At 69.9% G+C, this 20,287-nt stretch carries 14 protein-coding genes; 6 read left to right on the top strand and 8 right to left on the bottom strand.

What is annotated here, in order from left to right; all coding sequences use genetic code 11:
* Nucleotides 1-56: 56 nt before the first annotated feature.
* A complete protein-coding gene (locus IW248_RS10650) occupies nucleotides 57-2,858 on the top strand; it encodes a DEAD/DEAH box helicase (RefSeq protein WP_196926832.1) in 2,802 nt (933 codons plus the stop codon).
* Nucleotides 2,859-3,024: 166 nt separating this feature from the next.
* Nucleotides 3,025-3,909 (top strand): MHYT domain-containing protein, encoded by an 885-nt coding sequence (locus IW248_RS10645; protein WP_196926831.1) that lies wholly within the window; start codon nucleotides 3,025-3,027, stop codon nucleotides 3,907-3,909.
* Between the two features lie 46 nt (nucleotides 3,910-3,955).
* Here the strand turns inward: IW248_RS10645 and IW248_RS10640 are convergent, their stop codons facing one another.
* The 3 genes from IW248_RS10640 to IW248_RS10630 form a co-directional block, all read right to left on the bottom strand.
* Nucleotides 3,956-4,852: an endonuclease/exonuclease/phosphatase family protein gene (locus IW248_RS10640; protein WP_307787900.1), complete on the bottom strand. Its 897-nt coding sequence runs from the start codon at nucleotides 4,850-4,852 to the stop codon at nucleotides 3,956-3,958.
* Between the two features lie 133 nt (nucleotides 4,853-4,985).
* A complete protein-coding gene (locus tag IW248_RS10635; RefSeq protein WP_196926830.1) occupies nucleotides 4,986-5,930 on the bottom strand; it encodes an SMP-30/gluconolactonase/LRE family protein in 945 nt (314 codons plus the stop codon).
* A 161-nt stretch (nucleotides 5,931-6,091) separates the two neighbouring features.
* Nucleotides 6,092-8,428 carry a beta-L-arabinofuranosidase domain-containing protein gene (locus IW248_RS10630; protein ID WP_196926829.1) on the bottom strand — a complete coding sequence of 779 codons (2,337 nt, stop codon included), beginning with the start codon at nucleotides 8,426-8,428 and terminating at the stop codon, nucleotides 6,092-6,094.
* 708 nt (nucleotides 8,429-9,136) lie between these two features.
* Between IW248_RS10630 and IW248_RS10625 the strand changes: the two genes are divergently transcribed.
* Nucleotides 9,137-10,912, top strand: a complete 1,776-nt coding sequence (locus IW248_RS10625; protein WP_196930127.1) for a family 43 glycosylhydrolase — start codon at nucleotides 9,137-9,139, stop codon at nucleotides 10,910-10,912.
* 339 nt (nucleotides 10,913-11,251) lie between these two features.
* A complete protein-coding gene (locus tag IW248_RS10620) occupies nucleotides 11,252-12,631 on the top strand; it encodes an endo-1,4-beta-xylanase (protein WP_231396263.1) in 1,380 nt (459 codons plus the stop codon).
* Nucleotides 12,632-12,729: 98 nt separating this feature from the next.
* Here IW248_RS10620 and IW248_RS10615 read toward each other — a convergent pair whose 3' ends face one another.
* From IW248_RS10615 to IW248_RS10605, 3 genes are all read right to left on the bottom strand, one after another.
* Nucleotides 12,730-15,597, bottom strand: coding sequence for a glycosyl hydrolase (locus IW248_RS10615; protein WP_196926828.1), 2,868 nt, complete (start codon nucleotides 15,595-15,597; stop codon nucleotides 12,730-12,732).
* A gap of 155 nt (nucleotides 15,598-15,752) precedes the next feature.
* On the bottom strand, nucleotides 15,753-16,151 hold the full coding sequence (locus IW248_RS10610) for an MmcQ/YjbR family DNA-binding protein (RefSeq protein WP_196926827.1): 399 nt from the start codon (nucleotides 16,149-16,151) through the stop codon (nucleotides 15,753-15,755).
* Between the two features lie 40 nt (nucleotides 16,152-16,191).
* Nucleotides 16,192-16,887: a DUF1223 domain-containing protein gene (locus IW248_RS10605; protein ID WP_196926826.1), complete on the bottom strand. Its 696-nt coding sequence runs from the start codon at nucleotides 16,885-16,887 to the stop codon at nucleotides 16,192-16,194.
* A 147-nt stretch (nucleotides 16,888-17,034) separates the two neighbouring features.
* On the opposite strand from IW248_RS10605, the gene IW248_RS10600 reads away from it, so the two are divergent.
* Nucleotides 17,035-17,337, top strand: coding sequence for a GNAT family N-acetyltransferase (locus IW248_RS10600; protein ID WP_196926825.1), 303 nt, complete (start codon nucleotides 17,035-17,037; stop codon nucleotides 17,335-17,337).
* 25 nt (nucleotides 17,338-17,362) lie between these two features.
* On the opposite strand, the gene IW248_RS10595 is transcribed toward IW248_RS10600, so the two are convergent.
* Nucleotides 17,363-17,953 carry a TetR/AcrR family transcriptional regulator gene (locus IW248_RS10595; RefSeq protein WP_196926824.1) on the bottom strand — a complete coding sequence of 197 codons (591 nt, stop codon included), beginning with the start codon at nucleotides 17,951-17,953 and terminating at the stop codon, nucleotides 17,363-17,365.
* Between the two features lie 57 nt (nucleotides 17,954-18,010).
* On the opposite strand from IW248_RS10595, the gene IW248_RS10590 reads away from it, so the two are divergent.
* Nucleotides 18,011-18,727 (top strand): isocitrate lyase/PEP mutase family protein, encoded by a 717-nt coding sequence (locus IW248_RS10590; RefSeq protein WP_196926823.1) that lies wholly within the window; start codon nucleotides 18,011-18,013, stop codon nucleotides 18,725-18,727.
* 588 nt (nucleotides 18,728-19,315) lie between these two features.
* Here the strand turns inward: IW248_RS10590 and IW248_RS10585 are convergent.
* The gene (locus IW248_RS10585) at nucleotides 19,316-20,278 is read right to left on the bottom strand and encodes a phosphotransferase family protein (RefSeq protein WP_196926822.1); all 963 of its coding nucleotides are present in this window, start codon (nucleotides 20,276-20,278) and stop codon (nucleotides 19,316-19,318) included.
* Nucleotides 20,279-20,287 lie beyond the last annotated feature (9 nt).

Genomic DNA, 20,287 nt, shown 5'->3' with positions numbered 1-20,287 from the left:
CGCCTCCGGACGGCCTTGTGGGGTGGCGCGACTCGGCACGCACTAATCTTGGTGCCATGTCGAGCCCCGCCGAGCGGTACGCAGCGGCGCGCCGCAAGGCCGCACAAGCAGCACAGTTTCCGGCGCTGGACGAGTTCGCCCTTGAGCTGGGGTTCGACCTCGACGACTTCCAGCGGGAGGCGTGTCAGTCGCTGGAGCGGGGCAGCGGTGTGCTGGTCTGCGCGCCGACCGGCGCCGGTAAGACGGTGGTCGGGGAGTTCGCCGTCCACCTGGCGTTGCGCGGGCGGCCCAACGATCCGGTGCCCGCCGCCGACGCGACGAACCCGCCGGCCCGGCGCAAGTGCTTCTACACCACGCCGATCAAGGCGTTGTCCAACCAGAAGTACCACGACCTCGTTGCCCGGTACGGCGCCGAGCAGGTCGGCCTGCTGACCGGCGACAACGCGATCAACGGCGACGCGCCGGTGGTGGTGATGACCACCGAGGTGCTGCGCAACATGCTCTACGCGGGCTCCAGCACCCTCCAGGGCCTCGCGTACGTGGTGATGGACGAGGTGCACTACCTGGCCGACCGGTTCCGCGGTGGGGTGTGGGAAGAGGTGATCATTCACCTGCCCGCCTCGGTCACCCTGATCTCGTTGTCGGCGACAGTCTCCAACGCCGAGGAGTTCGCCGACTGGCTGGTCACCGTGCGCGGCGAGACCGCAGTGGTGGTCAGCGAGCACCGGCCGGTGCCGTTGTGGCAGCACATGCTGGTGAACAAGCGGATGTTCGACCTGTTCCACGACGCCGACGCCGCCCGCAAGCACGATGTGCACCCGGAGTTGCTGCGCTACACCCGGGAGACCGCGCGGCGGCTGGAGTTGGGCGAGGGCCGCAGCGCGGGGCCCGGCGCCGGCCGGCGTGGCCCGCGCTGGCGTGGCCCGTTGCGCCCGGACATCGTCGACCGGCTGGACCGGGAGGGTCTGCTGCCGGCGATCCTGTTCATCTTCAGCCGGGCCGGTTGCGCCGCCGCGGTGCAGCAGTGTCTCGCCGCCGGGCTGCGGCTCACCTCGGCGGAGGAGCGGGCCGAGATCCGCCGGGTCGTCGAGTCCCGGGTCACCGCCATTCCCGGCGAGGACCTGTCGGTCCTGGGCTACTGGGAGTGGCTGGACGGCCTGGAACGCGGCCTGGCCGCCCACCACGCCGGCATGCTGCCGGTGTTCAAGGAGATCGTCGAGGAGCTGTTCGTCCGGGGCCTGGTCAAGGCCGTCTTCGCCACCGAGACGCTGGCGTTGGGCATCAACATGCCGGCCCGCTGCGTGGTGCTGGAACGGCTGGTCAAGTACAACGGCGAGGCGCACGTCGACCTGACCCCGGGGGAGTACACGCAGCTCACCGGGCGCGCCGGCCGCCGTGGCATCGACGTGGAGGGGCACGCCGTCGTGGTGTGGTCCCCGGAGACCGACCCACGGCAGGTGGCCGGGCTCGCGTCCACCCGCACCTACCCGCTGCGCTCCAGCTTCCGGCCGTCGTACAACATGGCAGTGAACCTGGTCGGCACGGTCGGCGCGGAGCCGGCCCGGGCCCTGCTGGAGTCCTCGTTCGCCCAGTTCCAGGCGGACCGGTCGGTGGTCGGTCTGGCCCGGCAGGTGCAGCGCAACACCGAGACCATCGAGGCGTACGGCGTGGAGGCCGCCTGCCACCACGGCGACTTCGACGAGTACTTCGCGCTGCGGGTGGCGATCGCCGACCGGGAGAAGGCGATCGCCCGGCAGGGGCAGACCCAGCGCAAGGCCGCCGCGGTGGCCTCGTTGGAGCGGCTGCGGGTCGGCGACGTGATCCGGGTGCCGTCGGGTCGGCGGGCCGGCCTGGCCGTGGTGTTGGACCCGGCGACCGGCGGGTTCGGTGAGCCTCGGCCGCTGGTGCTCACCCAGGACCGTTGGGCGGGGCGGGTCAGCCCCGGCGACTTCACCACTCCGGCCGAGGTGCTGGCCCGGGTCCGGGTGCCCAAGCACTTCAACCACCGGTCCCCGGCCGCCCGGCGGGATCTCGCCGCCGAGGTCAGCGGCACCGGCCTGGACCGGCACGGCGGCCGGCGCGGGGGCCGTTCCCGGCAGGTGACCGGCGAGGACCACCAGATCACCCAGCTGCGCACCGAGCTGCGCCACCACCCCTGCCACGCCTGCCCCGAGCGGGAGGAGCACGCCCGCTGGGCGGAGCGACGTCGGCGGCTGGAGCGCGACACCGAGGAGCTGCGCGAGCGCGTCAGTGGTCGTACGGGGTCCCTCGCCCGGACGTTCGACCGGATCGTGGCGTTGCTGACCGATAGGGGTTACCTCGCCCGCGACGGCGCGGTCACCGACGCCGGTCGGATGCTGGGCCGGATCTGGACCGAGGCGGACCTGCTGGTCGCGGAGTGCCTGCGCCGGGGGGTGTGGAACGGGCTGTCCCCGGCCGAGTTGGCCGCCGCGGTGTCCGTGGTGGTGTTCGAGGCGCGCCGTGATGTCGACGAGCGGGCGTCGCTGCCGCGTGGCCCGGTGGCCGACGCGGTGGACGAGACGCTGAAGCTGTGGGGGGAGATCGAGGCCGACGAGGCGGCGCGGGGGCTGACCGCGACCCGGGAGCCGGATCTCGGTTTCGCCTGGCCCGTCTACCGGTGGGCGCGGGGCGAGGCGTTGGCCAAGGTGCTCGGCAGCGGGCACGAGATCGATGGTGAGATGCCCGCCGGTGACTTCGTCCGGTGGGCCCGACAGGTCGTCGACCTGCTCGGTCAGATTGCCGACTCGGGTGGTGCCACAACGGAGCTGCGATCGACGGCTCGACAGGCTATAGCGGCCGTCAATCGGGGCGTTCTCGCATACCACACGTCGGCCTGACAATTACGCTCAGTCATTATCGTCGGTGAAATCGACGCAGCGGACGGTTACCGCAATAGCACCCCTCGGATGGCTCGGGGGGCACTGTTGCGCCTGATCACGGCACCCCTGATCATTGCCGAGGCGTCTTGTTGACGCGTCGGTAACGAATGGGGAGAAAGCCGCCGTGGCGGAGATCAATCACTTTGAGTACGGGTGGATCACACCCGCGCTGAGCTATGCGCTGTCCGTGCTCGGTTCGATTCTCGGTCTGGTCTGCGCGGGGCGCATCCGCACGGCTCGGACGAACGGTCAGCGGGCGTGGTGGGGCCTGCTGTCGGCCTGGGCGCTGGGCGGCACCGCCATCTGGGCGATGCACTTCATGGCCATGCTCGGCTTCGCCGTCGAGAACACCCGGATCCGCTACGACGTGCCGTTGACCGCGGCCAGCACGGCCATCGCCGTGGTGGCGGTCGGTATCGGCCTGGCCATCGTGGGCACCGGCCGGCTGAATCCGGTACGACTGATCGCCGGCGGTGTCTTCACCGGTGCCGGCGTGGCCTCCATGCACTACACCGGAATGGCCGCCATGCGCCTCAACGGCAGCCTCGACTACGACACGGTCCGGGTCGTGCTCTCGGTGGTCATCGCCGTGGTGGCGTCCACCGTCGCACTGTGGCTCGCGATGACTGTCCGGCGGGGCTTGGCGATCTTCGCCTCCGCGCTGGTCATGGGGGTCGCGGTCAACGGGATGCACTTCACCGGCATGAGCGCCCTGTCGGTGCACCGCCACGAGCGGACGGGTGAGGTGACGGGCGCCGGGGTGAGCACCCTGCTGGTGCCGATCGTGCTGGCGGTGGTATTCGGGGTGGTCGGTCTGCTCTACGCGCTGCTCGCCGCCCCGACCGACGACGACCGGGCCGCCACCGCGTACCTGGACGGGCGGCGGCTCTCGGAACCGGCGCCCGCGACGCCGACCGCTGCTCCCGACCCGGTCGGGTTGCGCGCCCGCTCCACCCTCGGTCAGCCGGGTACGCCGTTCCCGTCTCGCCGGGACACGCCGCCGCGCTGATGGCGTGCGGCCGGCCCGCCCCCTCCGCGCACGGCGCGGTGGCGGATCAGGCCGGCCGCCGGCCCGGTCGGCTGCCGTCGATGGTGAGGGTGACCAACAGCCCGGGGTGGTCGGTCGCCCCGTTCATGGGCACCGTTCTGCGACAGCAGAGCTTGATGTCGGGGGTCGCCATGATGTGTTGCAGTCCGCCGTCGTCGACCCGCTGATGGCCCCGCGGTGTGCAGGACCGCACGTCGGGGTCGTGGCCGGCGAGCAGGTTGAGGTCGCCGCCCAGCACGGTGGGCTCGTACCCGGCGTCGCGGCTGATCGTCGGCAGGATGGTGCCGAGCAGGTGGTCGCACTGGGCGAGCGCGACGCGGTAGCCGCCGGTGGCCGACAGGTGCGTGGTGCAGGCGAGCAGGGCGCCGTCGACGTCGACGCAGAGCCAGGCTCGTTCCTCGGGGTCCGCGAGGTCCTGCGTCGGGTGGGTTCCGGCGTACACCCTGGCAGGGGGGCTCGGCGTCTGCACATGGGTCAGCAACCCGATGCCGAACCGTTGGCCGTTGCTGCAGCGCGTGTCGTCCCCGCTCGGGCGGTCGCCGGCGGCCTGGAACGCGCCCACGACGGTCCGGCCGGGGTGGACGGCCTGGAAGACGCGCCGCAGGGCGGTCAGGTTGCCCGCGCAGATCTCGTTGAGAGTGACCACATCGGGTGCCTGGGCGGTGATCACCTCGGCGGCCCTGGCCATCGCCCGGCCGGTGTAGCAGCCGGCGCGGCCACTGTTGCAGAGGTTCATCTGGAGCATCCGCAGGACCGTGGGCTGCGGGGCGACCGCGGGGTCGCTGGGTGCGGCCGGCGGTGCGGCCGGCGGTGCGGCTGGGCGTGCGGCTGGCAGCGCGGCGGCGGCGACGAGGCAGCCCACGACCACGGTTCGGCGCAGAAACCGGTACGAACGGGCGGCCACACGGACTCCGGGGGTGCACGAGGCGACAGGCGTCGCCGAGGTGCCAGTGATCCTACTGGCGGCCGATCGGCTGTCGCGATCCAGAGCGGCGGGCCGAGGGGGCACAGGCGCGGCGCGTACCCCCTCGGGTCCCTCAGTGGGCGCGGACCGCGACAGCCGTGTACGGCGTGGTGGGGGTGGGCGGCGTGGTGAACCGGGCGTTGGGCAGGTAGAGCCGGCCCAACGCCGTGGCGACCGTGGTGGGCACGTCGAAGTTCGGGTCGGTGATGGTCCTGGTGAGCGTCCCCGCGGTGCCGGCGTGGTTCAGTCGGACCACAGCGATCTGGTTGAGGCGGTTCTGCACGATGTAGAGGGTGCGTCCGAGCAGGAGCAGTCCGTCGCCGTTGGTGAAGGTGTGGCCCGGCACGTCCACGACGGTGCTCAGGCCGGTCGCCGGGTCGACCCGGTACAGCGTGCCGGTGGTGGACTGGACGACGATCAGCGCCCGGCCGTCGGGTGTGGTGGCGATGCCGTTGAGGTTCACGCCGGTGCCGACCTGCTCGTACGCGCCGCTGAGCGTGATCGTGGTGAAGGCGTCGGCGGGCGGCAGCGCCCCACCGCGACCGAGTGGCAGCCGGTAGAGCACCGGCCGGTTCGAGTCGGTGAAGTACGCGGCGTCACGGGTCAGGACGACGTCGTTGACGAACGTCGGGGCGGTGGCGAACTGGTAGCGGGCCAGCACCTCTCCGGTGCGGGTGTCGAGCACGCGTGCGTCGCCGGCCGTGCCGCCGGAGACGAAGAGCCGGCCACGGTGGTCGACCTTGAGACCGAGCGACGGGGTGCCGGTGGCCGCGCCGATCGTCGTGCCACGGCCGCTGACCAGGTCGACGCGTTGGATGGCGCCTGTCGCACGGGAGCCGAAGTAGGCGTACCGGCCGGCGGTGGCGATGCCCTCGGGCTGGAACCCGTCGGGGAGGTCGAGAACGGCCGGCGGCTGCCCGGCGGGGTGCGCCTGCGCCTGTGCCGGCGCGACGGCGACGGTGGCCAGCATGGCGGTGGTCAGCGCGCCGACGAGCGTGGTGCGGAGGGGGCGGTTCACTGTGCTCCTTCCGGGCGGAAGGCGGCACGAGCCGACACGTCCGCCGCGTTCACTGGGGCCAGGACCCTCCCCACTGTACGAACCCTGGCGGGCGCCCGCCCGGCGTCACCGACGCGGTCTTCGGGTGACCGCGCCGGTGAGCCCGTTTGGCGGGACGGAGGTCAGGCGTTGCGGACCAGCCTCCACCGGTTGTCCGCGCTGCCGTTGTCCGAATCCTGCACGGCCTGCGCACCCATGGCGGTCGACGCGTTCAGGATGCCGAGCAGCTTGTTGCTGTTGACGTTGCGGATCTTGTAGGTCCCGTCGCCGTTGTCCACGAGGATCCACCGGTGGTCCGCGGTGCCGTTGTCCGCCCATTGCAGGACGCGAGCGTTGTCGGCGGTGGACATGTTCTCCACACCCAGCACCTTGCCGCTGTGGGCGTTGCGGAACCGGACCGCGTTGCCGTCGGTCACGACCACCCAGTTGTGGTCGGCGGTCCCGCTGTCGCTCCACTGCACGGCCAGACCACCGTCGGCGGTGGACATGTTCTGGACACCGAGAACCAGGCCCGTGCCGACGTTCTGAAGGCGGTAGCTGCCGCCGCCGCCGCTACCGCTACCCGTGGTGTTCCAGTAGACCGTGTAGTTGTAGCCGTGGGCGTCGTAGAAGGGGGCGAGGTTCACGGTGGACCCGTTGGCGCTGGCGGTGAACGCGAGCGAGCTGGTGCTGGTCCGGGTGATCGAGGAGACGGTGAGGGTGGGCAGGGTGCTCAGGGCCGTGTTGCCGTAGTTGCCGGCCAGCACCGTGGGGCCGTAGGTGACCGCGCCGACGTTGGCGTTGTCGTTGGCGGCCTTGACGGCGATCTGCATCGGCAGCCGCACGGTGATGGTGTCGCCTGCGGCCCAGGTGCGCGTGACGGTGGCGTAGCTGCCCGGGGTGGTGGTGACGTTCTCCACAGTGCCGTTGACGGAGATCGTCGCGCCGTTGGTCCAGGACGGGATCCGCACCCGGATGCTCCAGGAGCCGCTCATCGAGCCGCTCAGGGTCAGCGTGGTGGTGTCACTGACCGGGAAGCTGGTGGTCTGAGTGACAGTGATGCCGCGCTGCGTCCAGTTCAGCACCGACGGCGTGAACAGGTTCACGCTCAGCGTGGTGCCGTTGTAGAAGTAGATGGAGTCCATCAACCTCGTGTTGATCTCCAGGCCGGTGCCCTGGCAGCACCAGAACGAGTTGTAGTCGGTGCTCCAGGTGCCGCCACCCCAGGCCGGGCCCACACCCCGACGGCCACCCGGCCGCAGCGGGGTGAAGTAGGTGATGTGGCCGCGGCTGTCGGCCGAGTTCTGTCCGCCGATCAGGTGGTTCATCAGCGCGCGCTCGTAGTAGTCGAAGTAGTCGGCCCGGTTCGGGTCGAGCAGCCACAGCTCCCGGGTCAGTTTGAGCATGTTGTACGTGTTGCACTGCTCGCAGGTGTCGTTGGTGAGGTAGCCGGCGATCGCGTTGGGCGGCCGGAAGTGCTCCGCCTGGCTGTTGCCGCCGATGGCGTAGGTGTGCGCGCCGACGGTGATGTTCCACGCGTTGCTGGCGATGTTCCGGTAACGGGTGGTCCCGGTGGCCTTGAACTCCCGGGCCGCGCCGATCCACTTGGGCACCTGCGTGTTGGCGTGCTTGCCGTTGAGCTGGTCCTGGTTGTTGGCCAGCGGGTCGAAGATGCCGGCGTGGTCGAACCGCTGTGCGGTGGCGAGCCACCGGCTGTCACCGGTCTGCTGGTAGATGTCGGCGAGCACGTCGTTCATGCCCCCGAACTCGGTGCCCAGCATCGACTGCATCTGACTGGAGCTCAGTCGGCTCGTCCGGGTGTCGACCCAGCCCGCCAGCGACAGCAGCACGGTGCGGGCCTGCGTGTTGCCGATGTAGCGCCAGACGTCGAGCAGACCGGCGAGGGTCTTGTGGATGCAGTAGTAGGGCACATTGCCGTTGGACAGCGTCCGTGCCTCGAGGGCGGTGAAGTCGGACTCCGGGAAGCCGGAGAGGTAACCCGAGCCGAACCCGGCGGCACCGTTGTTCGCCTGGCACTTGGCCAACTCGGCGACCATGTAGTTCGCCTTGTCCCGGCAGGTGGTGTCGCCCAGGACCGCGTACGCGTACGCCCACGCGCTCAGGAAGTGGCCCTGCATGTGGGTCCGGAACGGGAAGTTCGGCGCGTCCCAGCCCCCGTTGGTGGCGGCGCCGTTCGTGGACAGCCGGTGGTTGGCGCGGAAGTTGTAGAGCATCCGGTCGACGTCGACGAACCGCAGGTAGTTGAGCGTCCGCGACTGGTTGTCCATCCAGCGGCCGGAGGTCAGCCGCACCTGACCGAGGTCGAACGCGTACGCCGAGACGCCGATGTCGGCCCGGGCCGGGGGCACGATGGCGGCGGAGGCGCTTCCGGGGGTGACGGCGGCGCCGGTCGCGGAGAGCACCACTGTGGCGCCGGTGGCCTGAAGCAGGTTGCGGCGGCTGAGGGGCGGGGGTGGCATGGGGAACCTCCAGGTGGCCGGGTACGTCGGGGCCGCCATCGATGGCGGCGGGGGCGGTCGGCCGCAACGGGGCCGACAACGGATGCGGTGTGGGTGGTGGGGAACGCGGTCGCCGTGGACGCCGGGTGCCCACCCAGGCGCTTATCGCGGCACATCGATGTGATCGCTAACATAGTTCGTCGTTAACACACCCGCAACCCCCGGTGCGCCTCGTTGACTCATCCCGCGACAACCTGACCCGGGGTGCGGGGCCACCGGTGGCAGCTATGGTCCGAAACGGACACCTGCCCGGCTCACGACCACCAAAATGTGACTGTGTGTGACGGATGACGGTGGGTGCGGAGCGGGTGCCCTCCCGTTGACGCCCGCCCGGTCGCTCAGTACGGTGCATCGTAAATCTTGGATGTCAACGTCAATACATCAATGCTGCGATGTGGTTACGACGGACATCCCGCGCCGCACAAAAATCCAGGTCAGATGGGGGAGGAGGCGCCCGGGAAACTCTGTTAGCGCTAACACGGCTGCCGGTCGTGCTGCTCGGCGTGCGGACGGCAGGTTCCGTTCGAGCGGCAGCCAGGACAGCGGTGGCTCGCCGAGTCAGACATCGCGCACGGCGCACTCTCTGTGGGAGTAATCGTGAAGGTGAAAGATCGAACCACAACCCGGGCCACCCACCGGGCCAGGCGCGCCATCGCCTGGCTGGCGAGCATGGCCTGCGTCCTCGCACTGATCCCGGGCACGGCCAAGGCCGACAACCCCATCGTCCAGAACATCTACACCGCCGACCCGGCGCCGATGGTGCACAACGGTCGGGTGTACCTCTACACGGGACATGACGAGGACGGCTCCACCAACTTCACCATGCGTGAGTGGCGGGTCTACTCGTCCGCGGACATGGTGAACTGGACCGATCACGGTTCGCCGATGAGTCTGGCGACCTTCGCGTGGGCCGACGCCAACGCGTGGGCCGGGCAGGTCATCGCACGTAACGGGAAGTTCTACTGGTACGTGCCGGTGCGCCAGCGCTCCAACGGTCAGATGGTCATCGGCGTCGGTGTGGCGGACAGCCCGACCGGGCCGTTCCGCGACGCGCTCGGTCGACCACTTGTCGGCAACAACGAGATCGACCCGCACGCGTTCATCGACGACGACGGGCAGGCATACCTGTACTGGGGTAACCCCGGCCTGTGGTACGTGAAGCTGAACGCCGACATGATCTCGTTCTCCGGCAGCGCCACACGCATCCCACTCACGACAGCGGGTTTTGGCACCCGTAACGGCAATGCGAGTAGGCCGACGTTGTACGAGGAGGGGCCGTGGGTGTTCAAGCGCAACGGCCTGTACTACAACGTGTTCGCGGCGGAGTGTTGCTCGGAGTTCATCGCGTACTCCACGGCGACGGGGCCGACCGGGCCGTGGACGTACCGGGGAACGATCATGCCGCGCCAGGGCGCCAGCTTCACCAATCACGCGGGTGTGATCGATTTCCAGGGTGGATCGTATTTCTTCTATCACAACGGGGCGTTGCCCGGTGGTAGCGGTTACACCCGTTCGGTGGCGGTGGAGAAGTTCAACTACACCAGCAGCGGCATGTTCCCGACGATCACGATGACCGGTACGGGTGCGCCGCAGGTGGGCACGCTGAACCCGTACGCACGGCAGGAGGCCGAGACGATCGCGTGGGGCTCGGGCATCGAGACCGAGGTGTCCACCGAGGGCGGGATGAACGTCGGCTGGATCGAGAACGGCGACAACATCAAGGTCAAGGGCGTCGCGTTCGGCGCGGGTGCCACCTCGTTCAGCGCCCGGGTCGCGTCGGCCACCAGCGGTGGCCGGATCGAGGTGCGCCTCGACAGCGCCAGCGGCCCGACCGTGGGCACCTGCACCGTGGGCGGCACCGGCGGCTGGCAGACGTGGACCACCACCACCTGCGCGGTGAGCGGGGCGACCGGCACCCATGATCTCTACCTGCGCTTCGCCGGTGGCAGCGGCAACCTGTTCAACATCAACTGGTGGCAGTTCAGCGGCACCGGCGGCGGCAGCGCCAACCTGATCACCAACGGCGACGTGGAGAACGGCACGACGGGCTGGGGTGTGCACGGCAGCGGAACGCTCGCCAGGAACACAGCAGTCGCGCACGGCGGCAGCGGGTCGCTGTCGATCATCGGTCGGACCGGCGCGTGGAACGGCCCCAGCCAGGACGTGACCACCAAGCTCACCAACGGCAAGAGCTACACCACAAACGTCTGGGTACGCGCACAGAGCGGCACCCCGTCGGCGAAGGCGACGCTGTCGCTGACCGCGAACGGCACCACGAGCTACCTGCAGCTGACCCCGGCCGTGGGAGTGAACGTCAACGGTTGGACCCAGCTCACCGGCACGACGACAGTGTCGTGGAGCGGCACGCTGTCCAGTGCCGCCTTCTACGTGGAGACGGCGGAGGGCACCGACAGCCTCCTCGTCGACGACGTCTCGTTCCAGTGACGGGCGCTGCCGGAGCCGTGCTCGCACGGCTCCGGCAGCACGACGACGTGCCCCGCCGGTGCGACCGGAGCGACCCCGTGCCCGGCACTGTTGGTTACGACTTGACGAACGGCATGTTATCGCTCACAGTCGATGTTTGAGGGCGGCCGCACCTGTGGTTCACCGGGCGAACCCGCTGTGGCCCCTCGGATGCCGACGTCCGCCCAGGGCATGCCGGACGTCGGGTCAGGACTTCCGCACTGCTGCCGCGACGGTGACCGGCGCTGCCGTCTCCGATGTCGCGGCAGCAGATTCGGCGCTGCGCCTCCATCGCCGCACCACCACAGACAAGGAATCCGCATGAAACACAGAAGAGTCCTGCGGGCGGCGGTGACCGTCGCGGTCACCGGCGCCCTCGCCGCGGGTATGACGATGGCGCTGACCACCTCGGCCAACGCCGGTACCACCCTCCGAGCCTCCGCGGCCGAGAAGGGCCGTTACTTCGGCGCCGCTGTCGCGACGGGCAAGCTGTCCACCAGCGCGTACGTGACCGTCCTGAACCGTGAGTTCAACAGTGTCGTGGCTGAGAACGAGATGAAGTGGGACGCCACCGAGCCGCAGCAGGGTCAGTTCAGGTACACCGGTGGTGATCGTCTGGTCAGTCACGCGCAGGCCAATGGCATGAGCGTGCGTGGCCACGCGTTGTTGTGGTACCAGCAGCAGCCGGGCTGGGCGCAGAACATGTCCGGCAGCACGTTGCGCAGCGCGATGATCAACCACGTCACCCAGGTCGCGACGCACTTCCGCGGAAAGATCCATTCGTGGGATGTGGTGAACGAGGCGTTCGCCGACGGTGGTAGCGGTGGGCGTCGGGACTCGAACCTGCAGCGCACGGGTAACGACTGGATCGAGGCGGCGTTCCGGGCGGCGCGGGCGGCGGATCCGGGTGCGAAGTTGTGTTACAACGACTACAACACCGACGGGATCAACGCGAAGTCGACGGGGATCTACAACATGGTGCGGGACTTCAAGTCCCGTGGCGTGCCGATCGACTGCGTGGGCTTCCAGTCGCACCTGGGCACCTCGTTGGCCAGTGACTACCAGGCCAACCTGCAGCGTTTCGCTGATCTCGGTGTGGATGTGCAGATCACCGAGCTGGACGTGATGACCGGCGGCAACCAGGCAAACATCTACGGCGCCGTCACCCGCGCCTGCATGAACGTCTCGCGCTGCACCGGCATCACCGTGTGGGGTGTGCGGGACTGCGACTCGTGGCGTGGCTCCGACAACGCTCTGTTGTTCGACTGCAACGGCAACAAGAAGGCCGCGTACACGAACGTCCTGAACGCCCTCAACGCCGGCCCCGGCATCCCCACGGACCCGCCGACGGACCCGCCGACGGATCCCCCGACCGACCCGCCGACCGACCCGCCGACGGACCCGCCGACGGTTGGTTGTTCGGCATCGGTGTCACTGAACTCGTGGACCGGTGGATTCGTGGCCTCCGTGAAGGTGACCGCCGGCTCCGCCGGGACGAGCGGATGGAACGTCGGCTTCACGCTCCCGAGTGGTGCCAGCGTCACCAACACCTGGAGCGCGACGGCCAGTGGCTCCACCGGCACGGTGCGGTTCGCCAACGTGAACTACAACGGCCGGCTCGGCGCGGGGCAGGTCACCGAGTTCGGCTTCCAGGGCACCGGCAGCGCCTCCGGCGTGACGCCCACCTGCACCGCCTCCTGATCACCCGATGACCGACTGAACGACAAACGTCGGCCGGTGCGGAGGACCCGTCGTGGTCCTCCGCACCGGCCGACGTCATGTCGCGCCGTGCCTGTCGATCAGGAGTACGGGAGCCGCAGCACCGACTGGTTGCCGATGCCCACAGTGGTCGGGTTGTTGCCGATCGCCGACCAGACCTCCACCCGGACCGTGCCGTTGCTCAGCGCGCCCAGCGTGCCGGTGGCCGAGGACAGGCCGGCGCTCTGGGTGTAGTGCTCGTAGCCGGTGACCGGGTCGGTGGCGAAGTAGCGCCCCGTCTCCACCCGCTCCCAACTGCCGTTGCCGGTGAGGTCGTAGGAGATCCGCACCTGCACGCCGTTGCCGACCGCCGACCCGGCGTCCACGAACAGGTCGAACGCGGTCTGCCCTCCGCCGTAGGCGAGATTGAGGCCGGTCGCCGTGAAGACCTGGGCGTTGGTGGGCGTACCGTCGTGGTTTCCGTTCGCCGCCGCGACAGTCGTCGTGGCCGCGCTACCAGCGGCGCCCAACCCACCCCCGGGTAGCAGGTACCGGGTCGGGCTACCCGAGGTCGGCGGCGGGTCGGTGGTCGGTGGGGGATCCGTCGGCGTCGTCGGTGGGACACCGCCGGCCGCGTTGCCGCCGCTCCAGGTGTACGCCCCGGTGGTGGCCGTCTTGCCGGCTCCCACGGTGAGGGTGGTGCCGTTGGAGAACGTCACAGTGATCGGCGTCGCCGTCGGGTTCGACGCCACGTAGGTGCGGGCCCCGTTGCGGGAGAAGACCGCGGACAGCGGGTGGTTGCCGGTCACCGTCGTGTCGACATTGCCGAGAGCGGCGAGGTTACGGATCCAGTGGAACGTGTGTGCCCGACTCTCGCCCTCCTCCGGGGTGTAGCCCGGGTTCGCGCGGAGGTTCGCCAGCGCCGCGTCGGGGTCGCCGAGGGCCTGGAACTGCCAGAGGATGTCCTGCCACACCGTCGGTTGTCCGCCGTTGTTGCGGACGAGTTCGGCGTAGTTGGTCCGCACGTACGCCGGGTTGTTGCCCAGGTAGAGGTGACCGCCGGTGACCGGGAGCAGGTTGATGCCCTGGATCATCTCCGGTTCGCCGCTGAACCAGGTGGCGTACGCGCCGCCGTCGCCCCAGACCATGCCGACAGTCGAGTGCCCGAACGCGGCGGGGAAGTTCTGGTCGCTGACGTCGAACCAGTACTCCTGGATGGCCGCGGCCTGCGTGGTGTAGAGGAAGACGCCGGCGTCGCGGACGGCGGTGTTACCCGTCGTCTGCCCCCACTGGATCAGGGCACTCGCGAAGTTCATCCCCTCCGACGAGGACTCCTGGTTGTTGCCGGAGCCGAACGAGCCGTGCCCGGACGCCCAGTCGTGCCCGGCGTAGATGTCGAAGTCGCGCAGGTACGGGAACTGGGTGTCGCCGCGGCGGTAGTTGTTGGCGTCCCGGATCAGCAGGTCGACCATGCCGCCGTAGCGGCTGGTGGCCGCCCAGGCCGGGTCGAACTTCGCCAGGGTCGCGGCGGCCGCGATGTAGTAGCCGTAGTGGAAGTGGTGGTCGTTGAGCTCCTGGTCGGACCCGTACGACGCCGGGTAGCCGATCAGGGTGCCCCAGTTGTTGTCGTAGTAGAAGACCCGGCTGGTCTTGCCGCTGGACGCGGTGAACCAGTCGGTGAGCGTGCTGCGGATCGCGTTCAGCGCGCTGTCGCGGGTCGTGGTGTCGTTGACCTGGTCGGCGATCTCGGCGATCCGCGCGGCCCGGCCGAGCCCCTTGCCGGTCCAGTAGGTGTCGTTGCCGCGTTGGTCCATCGGGTTGGCGCGGGTGGCGGCCAGGTGCCCGGTGAGCGTCGACAGGTCACCGCCGCTGCCGTCGCCGACGGCCGGCAACTCCGGCAGGATGCCCTGGAACTTCATGGCGGTGCGGAACTGGTTGACGCCGGTGAGCACCTTCATCCGGCCCCGCGCCGACGGGTAGGTCGGAGTGATCGCGGTGGAGCCGCTCAGCGACTTCCACTGGTGCGGGTAGAGGCTGACCACGGTCTGTGTGGCGGTGCCCTCCCGGGCGGTGGTCGTGAACGCGTACGTGGTGGTCAGGCCGCTGGTGGCGGGGTTGTAGGCGTACGAGACCTGGGTGCCGGTCACGTGGGCGTGCGCGTACTGACCGTAGGTCGCGGCCAGCGCGGCGCGCTCCGTCGCGCTGGAGGTGGGCGGCAGCAGGGCGACGGAGAAGTAGCCGCGGCCGGCCAGGGTGGACGAGATCCGGCCGGACGCCACTGTCCAGCTGGCGCCGCTGGGCGCGTACCCGACGTAGTCGTGGCCGTTGACCCGGAAGCCGATGGTGGCGCCGCTGTTGGACCAGACGTCGGGGGTGCCGGCGGTGCTGATCTGCGCGTTCCCGCCGGTGGTCTGGAAGTACGCGAAGGGCAGACCGTGGCCGATGGTCGCGCGCATGGTGCGCGTGCCGTCGCTCCAGTGCGGGCTGACCGTCCAGTCCGTCCAGCCGTCGACCTTCACCAGGGGCGCGGCGAGCCCGGCCACACCGACCCGGATGTCCTGCACGTACGGGTAGTGGAACTCGCCGACACCGGTGGCGGTGCCGCTGATGGCGGGCGTGGAGTTCGCGGAGAAGCCGAGCCCGTCGCCGAAGGTGTCGTACGAGATCGGGTGGGCGTGCAGGGGCTCACTGAAGGAACAGTCGGTGCGCTTCCACAGCAGCGAGGACCACCAGTCGTTTGTGGGTATCGGCCCGGCGGGCGCGTTGGCGGTGGCGAACTGCCGGGGGTTGCTGGACATCGCGCCGCAGCCGCTGGGGAGCGGGCCGACCGGGGTGGTCGTGTAGCTGCCGGCGCCGACGGGTGCGGCTTCGGCCGCGCGGGTGACGGGGATGGCGAGGCCGCCGACGACCAGGGCCAGCGCGGTGGCGGCGGCCAGGGCCCATCGGCGGTGGGGGACGGGAGGTTTCATCGTGCCTCCATCGCGCGCCGGGTGCGGCCCTTGCCGGGTCCAGCGCGATGCGTCTGAATTGGGGGGAAGGTCAGGTGAGAGAGCGCTCTCTCGGCCACCGTAATGGAGCACCGAGATCCCCGTCAATGTGTCCGGCCCGTTGCGTGCTGATGTCGCTATTTGCCGACGCCCGCACGGTCGCCCAACGGTTCGCCCTCGCGGTCGCTCAACAGGGCGTCCGGCACGCGCATCCGCCACGCGTCGGTCACCAACTCGGTCAGCCGGTCCAGGTCGACCGCCGCCAGGCGCAACAGCACCAGGGGCAGGCCGTCGTAGCCGGACGTGGTGAAGAAGACCTCGGGCTCCCCGAGCAGGAGAGCCTGCTTCTCAGCCTCGTCACCGACGAACAGCACCGCGATGTCGAGCCGGATCACCCGCGGCTTGCCAGGTATCCGCTCCGGATAGGACCAGACGAAGCCCTTGCCGGCCACCCGGAAGTCGAAGCCGTCACTGGCGATCTCCACCGTGTGCGGCAACGCCAGCGCCACCCGGCGTACGTCGTCCGCGTCAGCCACCGAGCCCCCTCGCACCACGCACCATCCGCATGTGCCGAGATTACGCGGTGGACAGCTCGATCGCGGTGGCGCCGACGATCGCCCGGTCGCCGTTCTCCTGGACATAGCCGACCACGCTGGCGCTCCGCGGATCGAGACCGGATGGTGTCGCCAGCTCCACCTGCCCCCGCTCGGCGTCCAGGCCCACCGACCTGAAGGCGCGTACGACGTTGTCCTGCCGCAGCGTCCGCCCGGCGTTCTCCCCCCGGGCGATCTCGCTGGTCAGATCCCGTTCCACGACCGCCACGTGCAACACCGCGCGCGGCGGCGGCCCTTCGACCCGGTAGCCCAGCATCACCCGGTCCGCACCGAGATTGTCGACGGAGAGCGCCAGTGGTGTAGTGGTGGTCAAAGCCATGGCGGACATGATCGCGCTTGCCGCCCGTCGTCGATCGGAGCCGACGAACTCGACGGTGCCGTTGACCACCATCTGCGGGGTGTACAGACCTCTGGTGCCGAACGCGCGGGCGTACGCCTCCTGCCGCGCGGTGTACGCGGCGTCCGCGAACTGGTCGGGCCACCCCAGGTCGTCCCAGTAGTCGACGTGGAACCCGAGGGTGAAGACGTTCTGTCGCCGTTCCCGGGCATCGCGTTCGATCTCGCTCAGCAACTCCTCCGCGGGAGGGCAACTGTTGCAGCCCTGGGACGTGAACATCTCAACGACGGCGAAGCCGCCGTCCGTCGATGGATTCGTCATGGTGCGTGTCTCCTCCCACGGTGTGCCCGGCCGCGTCGCGTATCCCGGCGGCGATGCGTTCCCCTTCCGGCGGGGACAATGTGCGTGGGTCGCGTCCCCTGCCGGCCTCGCAGTCAGCGCTGCCGGGTCGGGTGGTTGGATGGTCGGGTGCAGTTCACCGTGACAGACGCGCCGGAGCGGGAGCGATTCGAGGCGCGCGACGAGGCGGGCGCGGTCGCCGGGTTCGTCACCTACCAGCTGACCGGCTCGATCATCGCCTACACCCACACCGAGGTTGGTCCGGCGTACGAGGGCCGGGGCGTCGGGTCGACGCTGGCGCGTGCGGTGATGGACGACGCGCGAGCCAAGAAGCGCACGGTCGTGCCAATTTGCCCGTTCCTCGCCGACTGGCTGGTCAAGCACCCGGAGTACGAGAGCATCGTGGTCCGGTCCACTCGCAAGATCAAATAGACGCGCCTTGCGGCGTCGTGCCGGGTCAGGCGTCCGGTAGAAGTCTCGTGGCGAGGGTGCGGGCCGTCGCGGTCAGAGTGTCGATGTCCAGCCCGGTCCGCCCCATGAACACCAGCCCCTGCTGCGCGGCGAGCAGCGCGCGCGCCGTCTCGACCGGGTCGACGTCGCGTGGCAGGTCACCCTCGTCCTGGGCCCGCCGGACGCATTCGGCGACCAGGGCGGTCGTCGTCTCGTAGGTGCGCCGCGCCTCGGCGACAACATCGGGGTCGGTGGTGGCCAGCTCGTACGTGCTGTTGGCCATGAGGCAACCGCGCCGGGCGGCGGCGCCACCCGGGTCGTCCACCGGGGCCAGGACGAACGCGCGCAGCGCGTCCAGGGCGCGGGGAGTGGACGCCAGCATCTCGCGCAGGTAGCCGCCGCTGGTGTCGGTGTACTCCCGCAGCGCCCGCAGGAACAGTCGGTGTTTGTCGCCGAAGGCGCCGTAGAGGCTGCCCTTGCCCAGCCCACTGACGCGCACCAGGTCCTCCAGTGAGGTCGCCGCGTAGCCGGCGTCCCAGAACTGGTCCCGGACGGCGCGGATCACCTGTTCCTCGTCGAACTGCCGTGGCCTGGCCATCTGACCAGCCTAGCAATTATTGACCACGCGGTCCACCAAACGTATGATGGACCGATCATGACAGCCTCCACCTTCCGTGCCCTCCACCACGACCGCGCCGCCGGCGACCCACTCGTCCTGCCGGGCCCCTGGGACGCGGCCAGCGCCCGGGTGCTCGCCGACGCCGGCTACCCGGCGCTCGCGACCCCGAGCGCGGGTGTCGCCGCCTCGCTCGGCTACGACGACGGCGCGACCCCGCCGGACGAGATGTTCGCCGCGGTCAGGCGCATCGTCCGCGCCGTGTCCGTTCCCGTGTCCGCCGACGTCGAGGGCGGTTACGGTCTCGCCCCCCGCGAGTTGGTGGGGCGGCTGTTGGAAGCCGGCGCCGTGGGCTGCAACCTGGAGGACTCGGACGGGCACGGCGCCCTGAAGGACCCGCAGCGGCACGCGGACTGGCTTGCCGAGGTACGCGCGGAGGCGGGTGACGCCCTCTTCATCAACGCCCGCGTCGACACGTTCCTGATCGGGACGGGTGACCTGGCCGACGCGGTGGAACGCGCCCGCCTCTACGTGGCGGCCGGTGCCGACTGCGTCTACCCGATCCTGGCGCCGCCGCAGGTGCTCCCGCAGCTGCGGGAGGGCATCTCCGGGCCGATCAACATGGCCGCCGGACCGGACCGCGAGTCCATCGCCGAGCTGGGCCGACAGGGCGCGACACGCATCACCTTCGGCCCGGGAATGCAGCGGTACGCGATGAGCGCGATCGGCGACCTCGCGGCCGAGCTGCGCGCCTGAGGCCAAACGTCACCCCGCGCCCCACCGCCAAGCCGCGGCCACTCCCGGGTCGGGCACAGCCAGTTCCGGTCGGGCGCAGCCGCGCGCTCGTCGGGCGCAGCCGCTTCCGCCGCAAGATCGCGCAACATCCTGGATGTAGTGGCATCCGCCGCGCTCGACACCACTGCATCCACGATCGAGCACGATCTTGCGGCGACGTGTCTCCGTCCCGCCGCCGTATTGTGCGTCGGCTTGGGACGCCCGGGTCAGCGACAGTCCAGCCGCAGCCACGGCCAGAGAATGCGACGACGAACTGGACCGTCTACGCCGCGACTGACGGCCAGCCGAACTCGATACCGCGAGTTGCAGGACCAGCTCGACGCTGCGGCGACCGTCATCGCCGCCCCCGCCGCGGAGAACGCCGCGATGCGTCGGCAGGCCGCCGATTCCGCGATCCGCTCCGTCATCCCGCTGCAAGGCTCCAGGTCCTTGAGGTGAGCCCGTCACGCCCGGGTCGCCCACCGATCATGACATGCCGTGCCGAACCTCGATTCTCCGCTTGGTTAAGCGGTGACGATGAGGTCCAGGCCTCTCCGGGGCCGCCTTGGCTCAGCCCAGCGCGTCCATCAGGGCGGTGACATAGGCATCCAGCCGTTCCTCCACGGCTCGCGTCGTCAGCTCCGTCCTCCCCGCCTCCCGCCATGGCTGCGCCACCACCTGCACCTCCTCCGAGCACGCCAGCGCGTCCCGCACCTGCCAGTACAGCCGCTCGCTCGCGGCCGCGGCCAGCACCCCGCCGGCCTCCTCATACGCCTGAGCGAACCGCAGACCCCACGCCGGGCCGTGCAGCAGCGCGAGATTGGTGCAGCAGTGCGCCACATCGAGATCCGCCGGGCCCCAAGAGGTCGCTGCCCAGTCGACGACGCCGGTGATCCGAGCACCTGCCGCCCTTCGGGGAGGCAGGTCGAACAGCACATTGCCCGGTTGGAAGTCCCGGTGCAGGAATCGCCCCTCATAGGCCGGCGCGGGCCTGCGGATCACGTCGATCGCCGCGGCCCACGCCGCCGCGTCGGCACCCTTCGGAGTCGCGACGGTGTCGGCGGTCGTCAACGCCACATACTTTCGGGGCCGCTCGGAGGGCCGCACCGCGTGGATCGCCACGAGTTGACGGGCCAGCAGAGGAACGCGCGTCGCCAATCCCTCGTCATCGAGGACCGTCCGGCCGGCCAGATGTGTCATCAGCAGCGATGGATGCTCACAATGCGCGGCGGTCGAATCAACCGCGACCAGCTCAGGAGCCGGCACGCCGGTCCCCATGAGCAGGGACAGGGCGTCGGCCTCCCGATGCAGCCAGTCCTCGGCGTGTCCCACATAGAAAGGGTCTACGAAGCTCCGCAGCACCAGCTCACGGGTGCTTCCGTCCCGCATGCTGATGGTCAGCCTCCGCATTTCGGCAGTGATGCCACCGCGCAGCGCCTCGGTCCTGACAATCCGTTCGCCGACCTCCAGGTGCCGACTCACCCAGGCCAGCGTCAACGGCAGGACAGCCGCCGCCTCATCGTGGTTGATCACCCTGCCACC

Source organism: Micromonospora ureilytica (genome assembly GCF_015751765.1).
Classification (GTDB): Bacteria; Actinomycetota; Actinomycetes; order Mycobacteriales; family Micromonosporaceae; genus Micromonospora; species Micromonospora ureilytica.
This window is presented reverse-complemented; position numbering and strand designations above follow the sequence as displayed.

What these genes read in the sequence shown, in the direction of transcription:
- IW248_RS10615 (WP_196926828.1), bottom strand. Translation starts at nt 15,597, where the DNA reads ATGAAACCTCCCGTCCCCCACCGCCGATGGGCCCTGGCCGCCGCCACC.
- IW248_RS10625 (WP_196930127.1), top strand. Translation starts at nt 9,137, where the DNA reads ATGGCCTGCGTCCTCGCACTGATCCCGGGCACGGCCAAGGCCGACAAC.
- IW248_RS10590 (WP_196926823.1), top strand. Translation starts at nt 18,011, where the DNA reads ATGACAGCCTCCACCTTCCGTGCCCTCCACCACGACCGCGCCGCCGGC.
- IW248_RS10630 (WP_196926829.1), bottom strand. Translation starts at nt 8,428, where the DNA reads ATGCCACCCCCGCCCCTCAGCCGCCGCAACCTGCTTCAGGCCACCGGC.
- IW248_RS10605 (WP_196926826.1), bottom strand. Translation starts at nt 16,887, where the DNA reads ATGACGAATCCATCGACGGACGGCGGCTTCGCCGTCGTTGAGATGTTC.
- IW248_RS10650 (WP_196926832.1), top strand. Translation starts at nt 57, where the DNA reads ATGTCGAGCCCCGCCGAGCGGTACGCAGCGGCGCGCCGCAAGGCCGCA.
- IW248_RS10595 (WP_196926824.1), bottom strand. Translation starts at nt 17,953, where the DNA reads ATGGCCAGGCCACGGCAGTTCGACGAGGAACAGGTGATCCGCGCCGTC.
- IW248_RS10620 (WP_231396263.1), top strand. Translation starts at nt 11,252, where the DNA reads ATGAAACACAGAAGAGTCCTGCGGGCGGCGGTGACCGTCGCGGTCACC.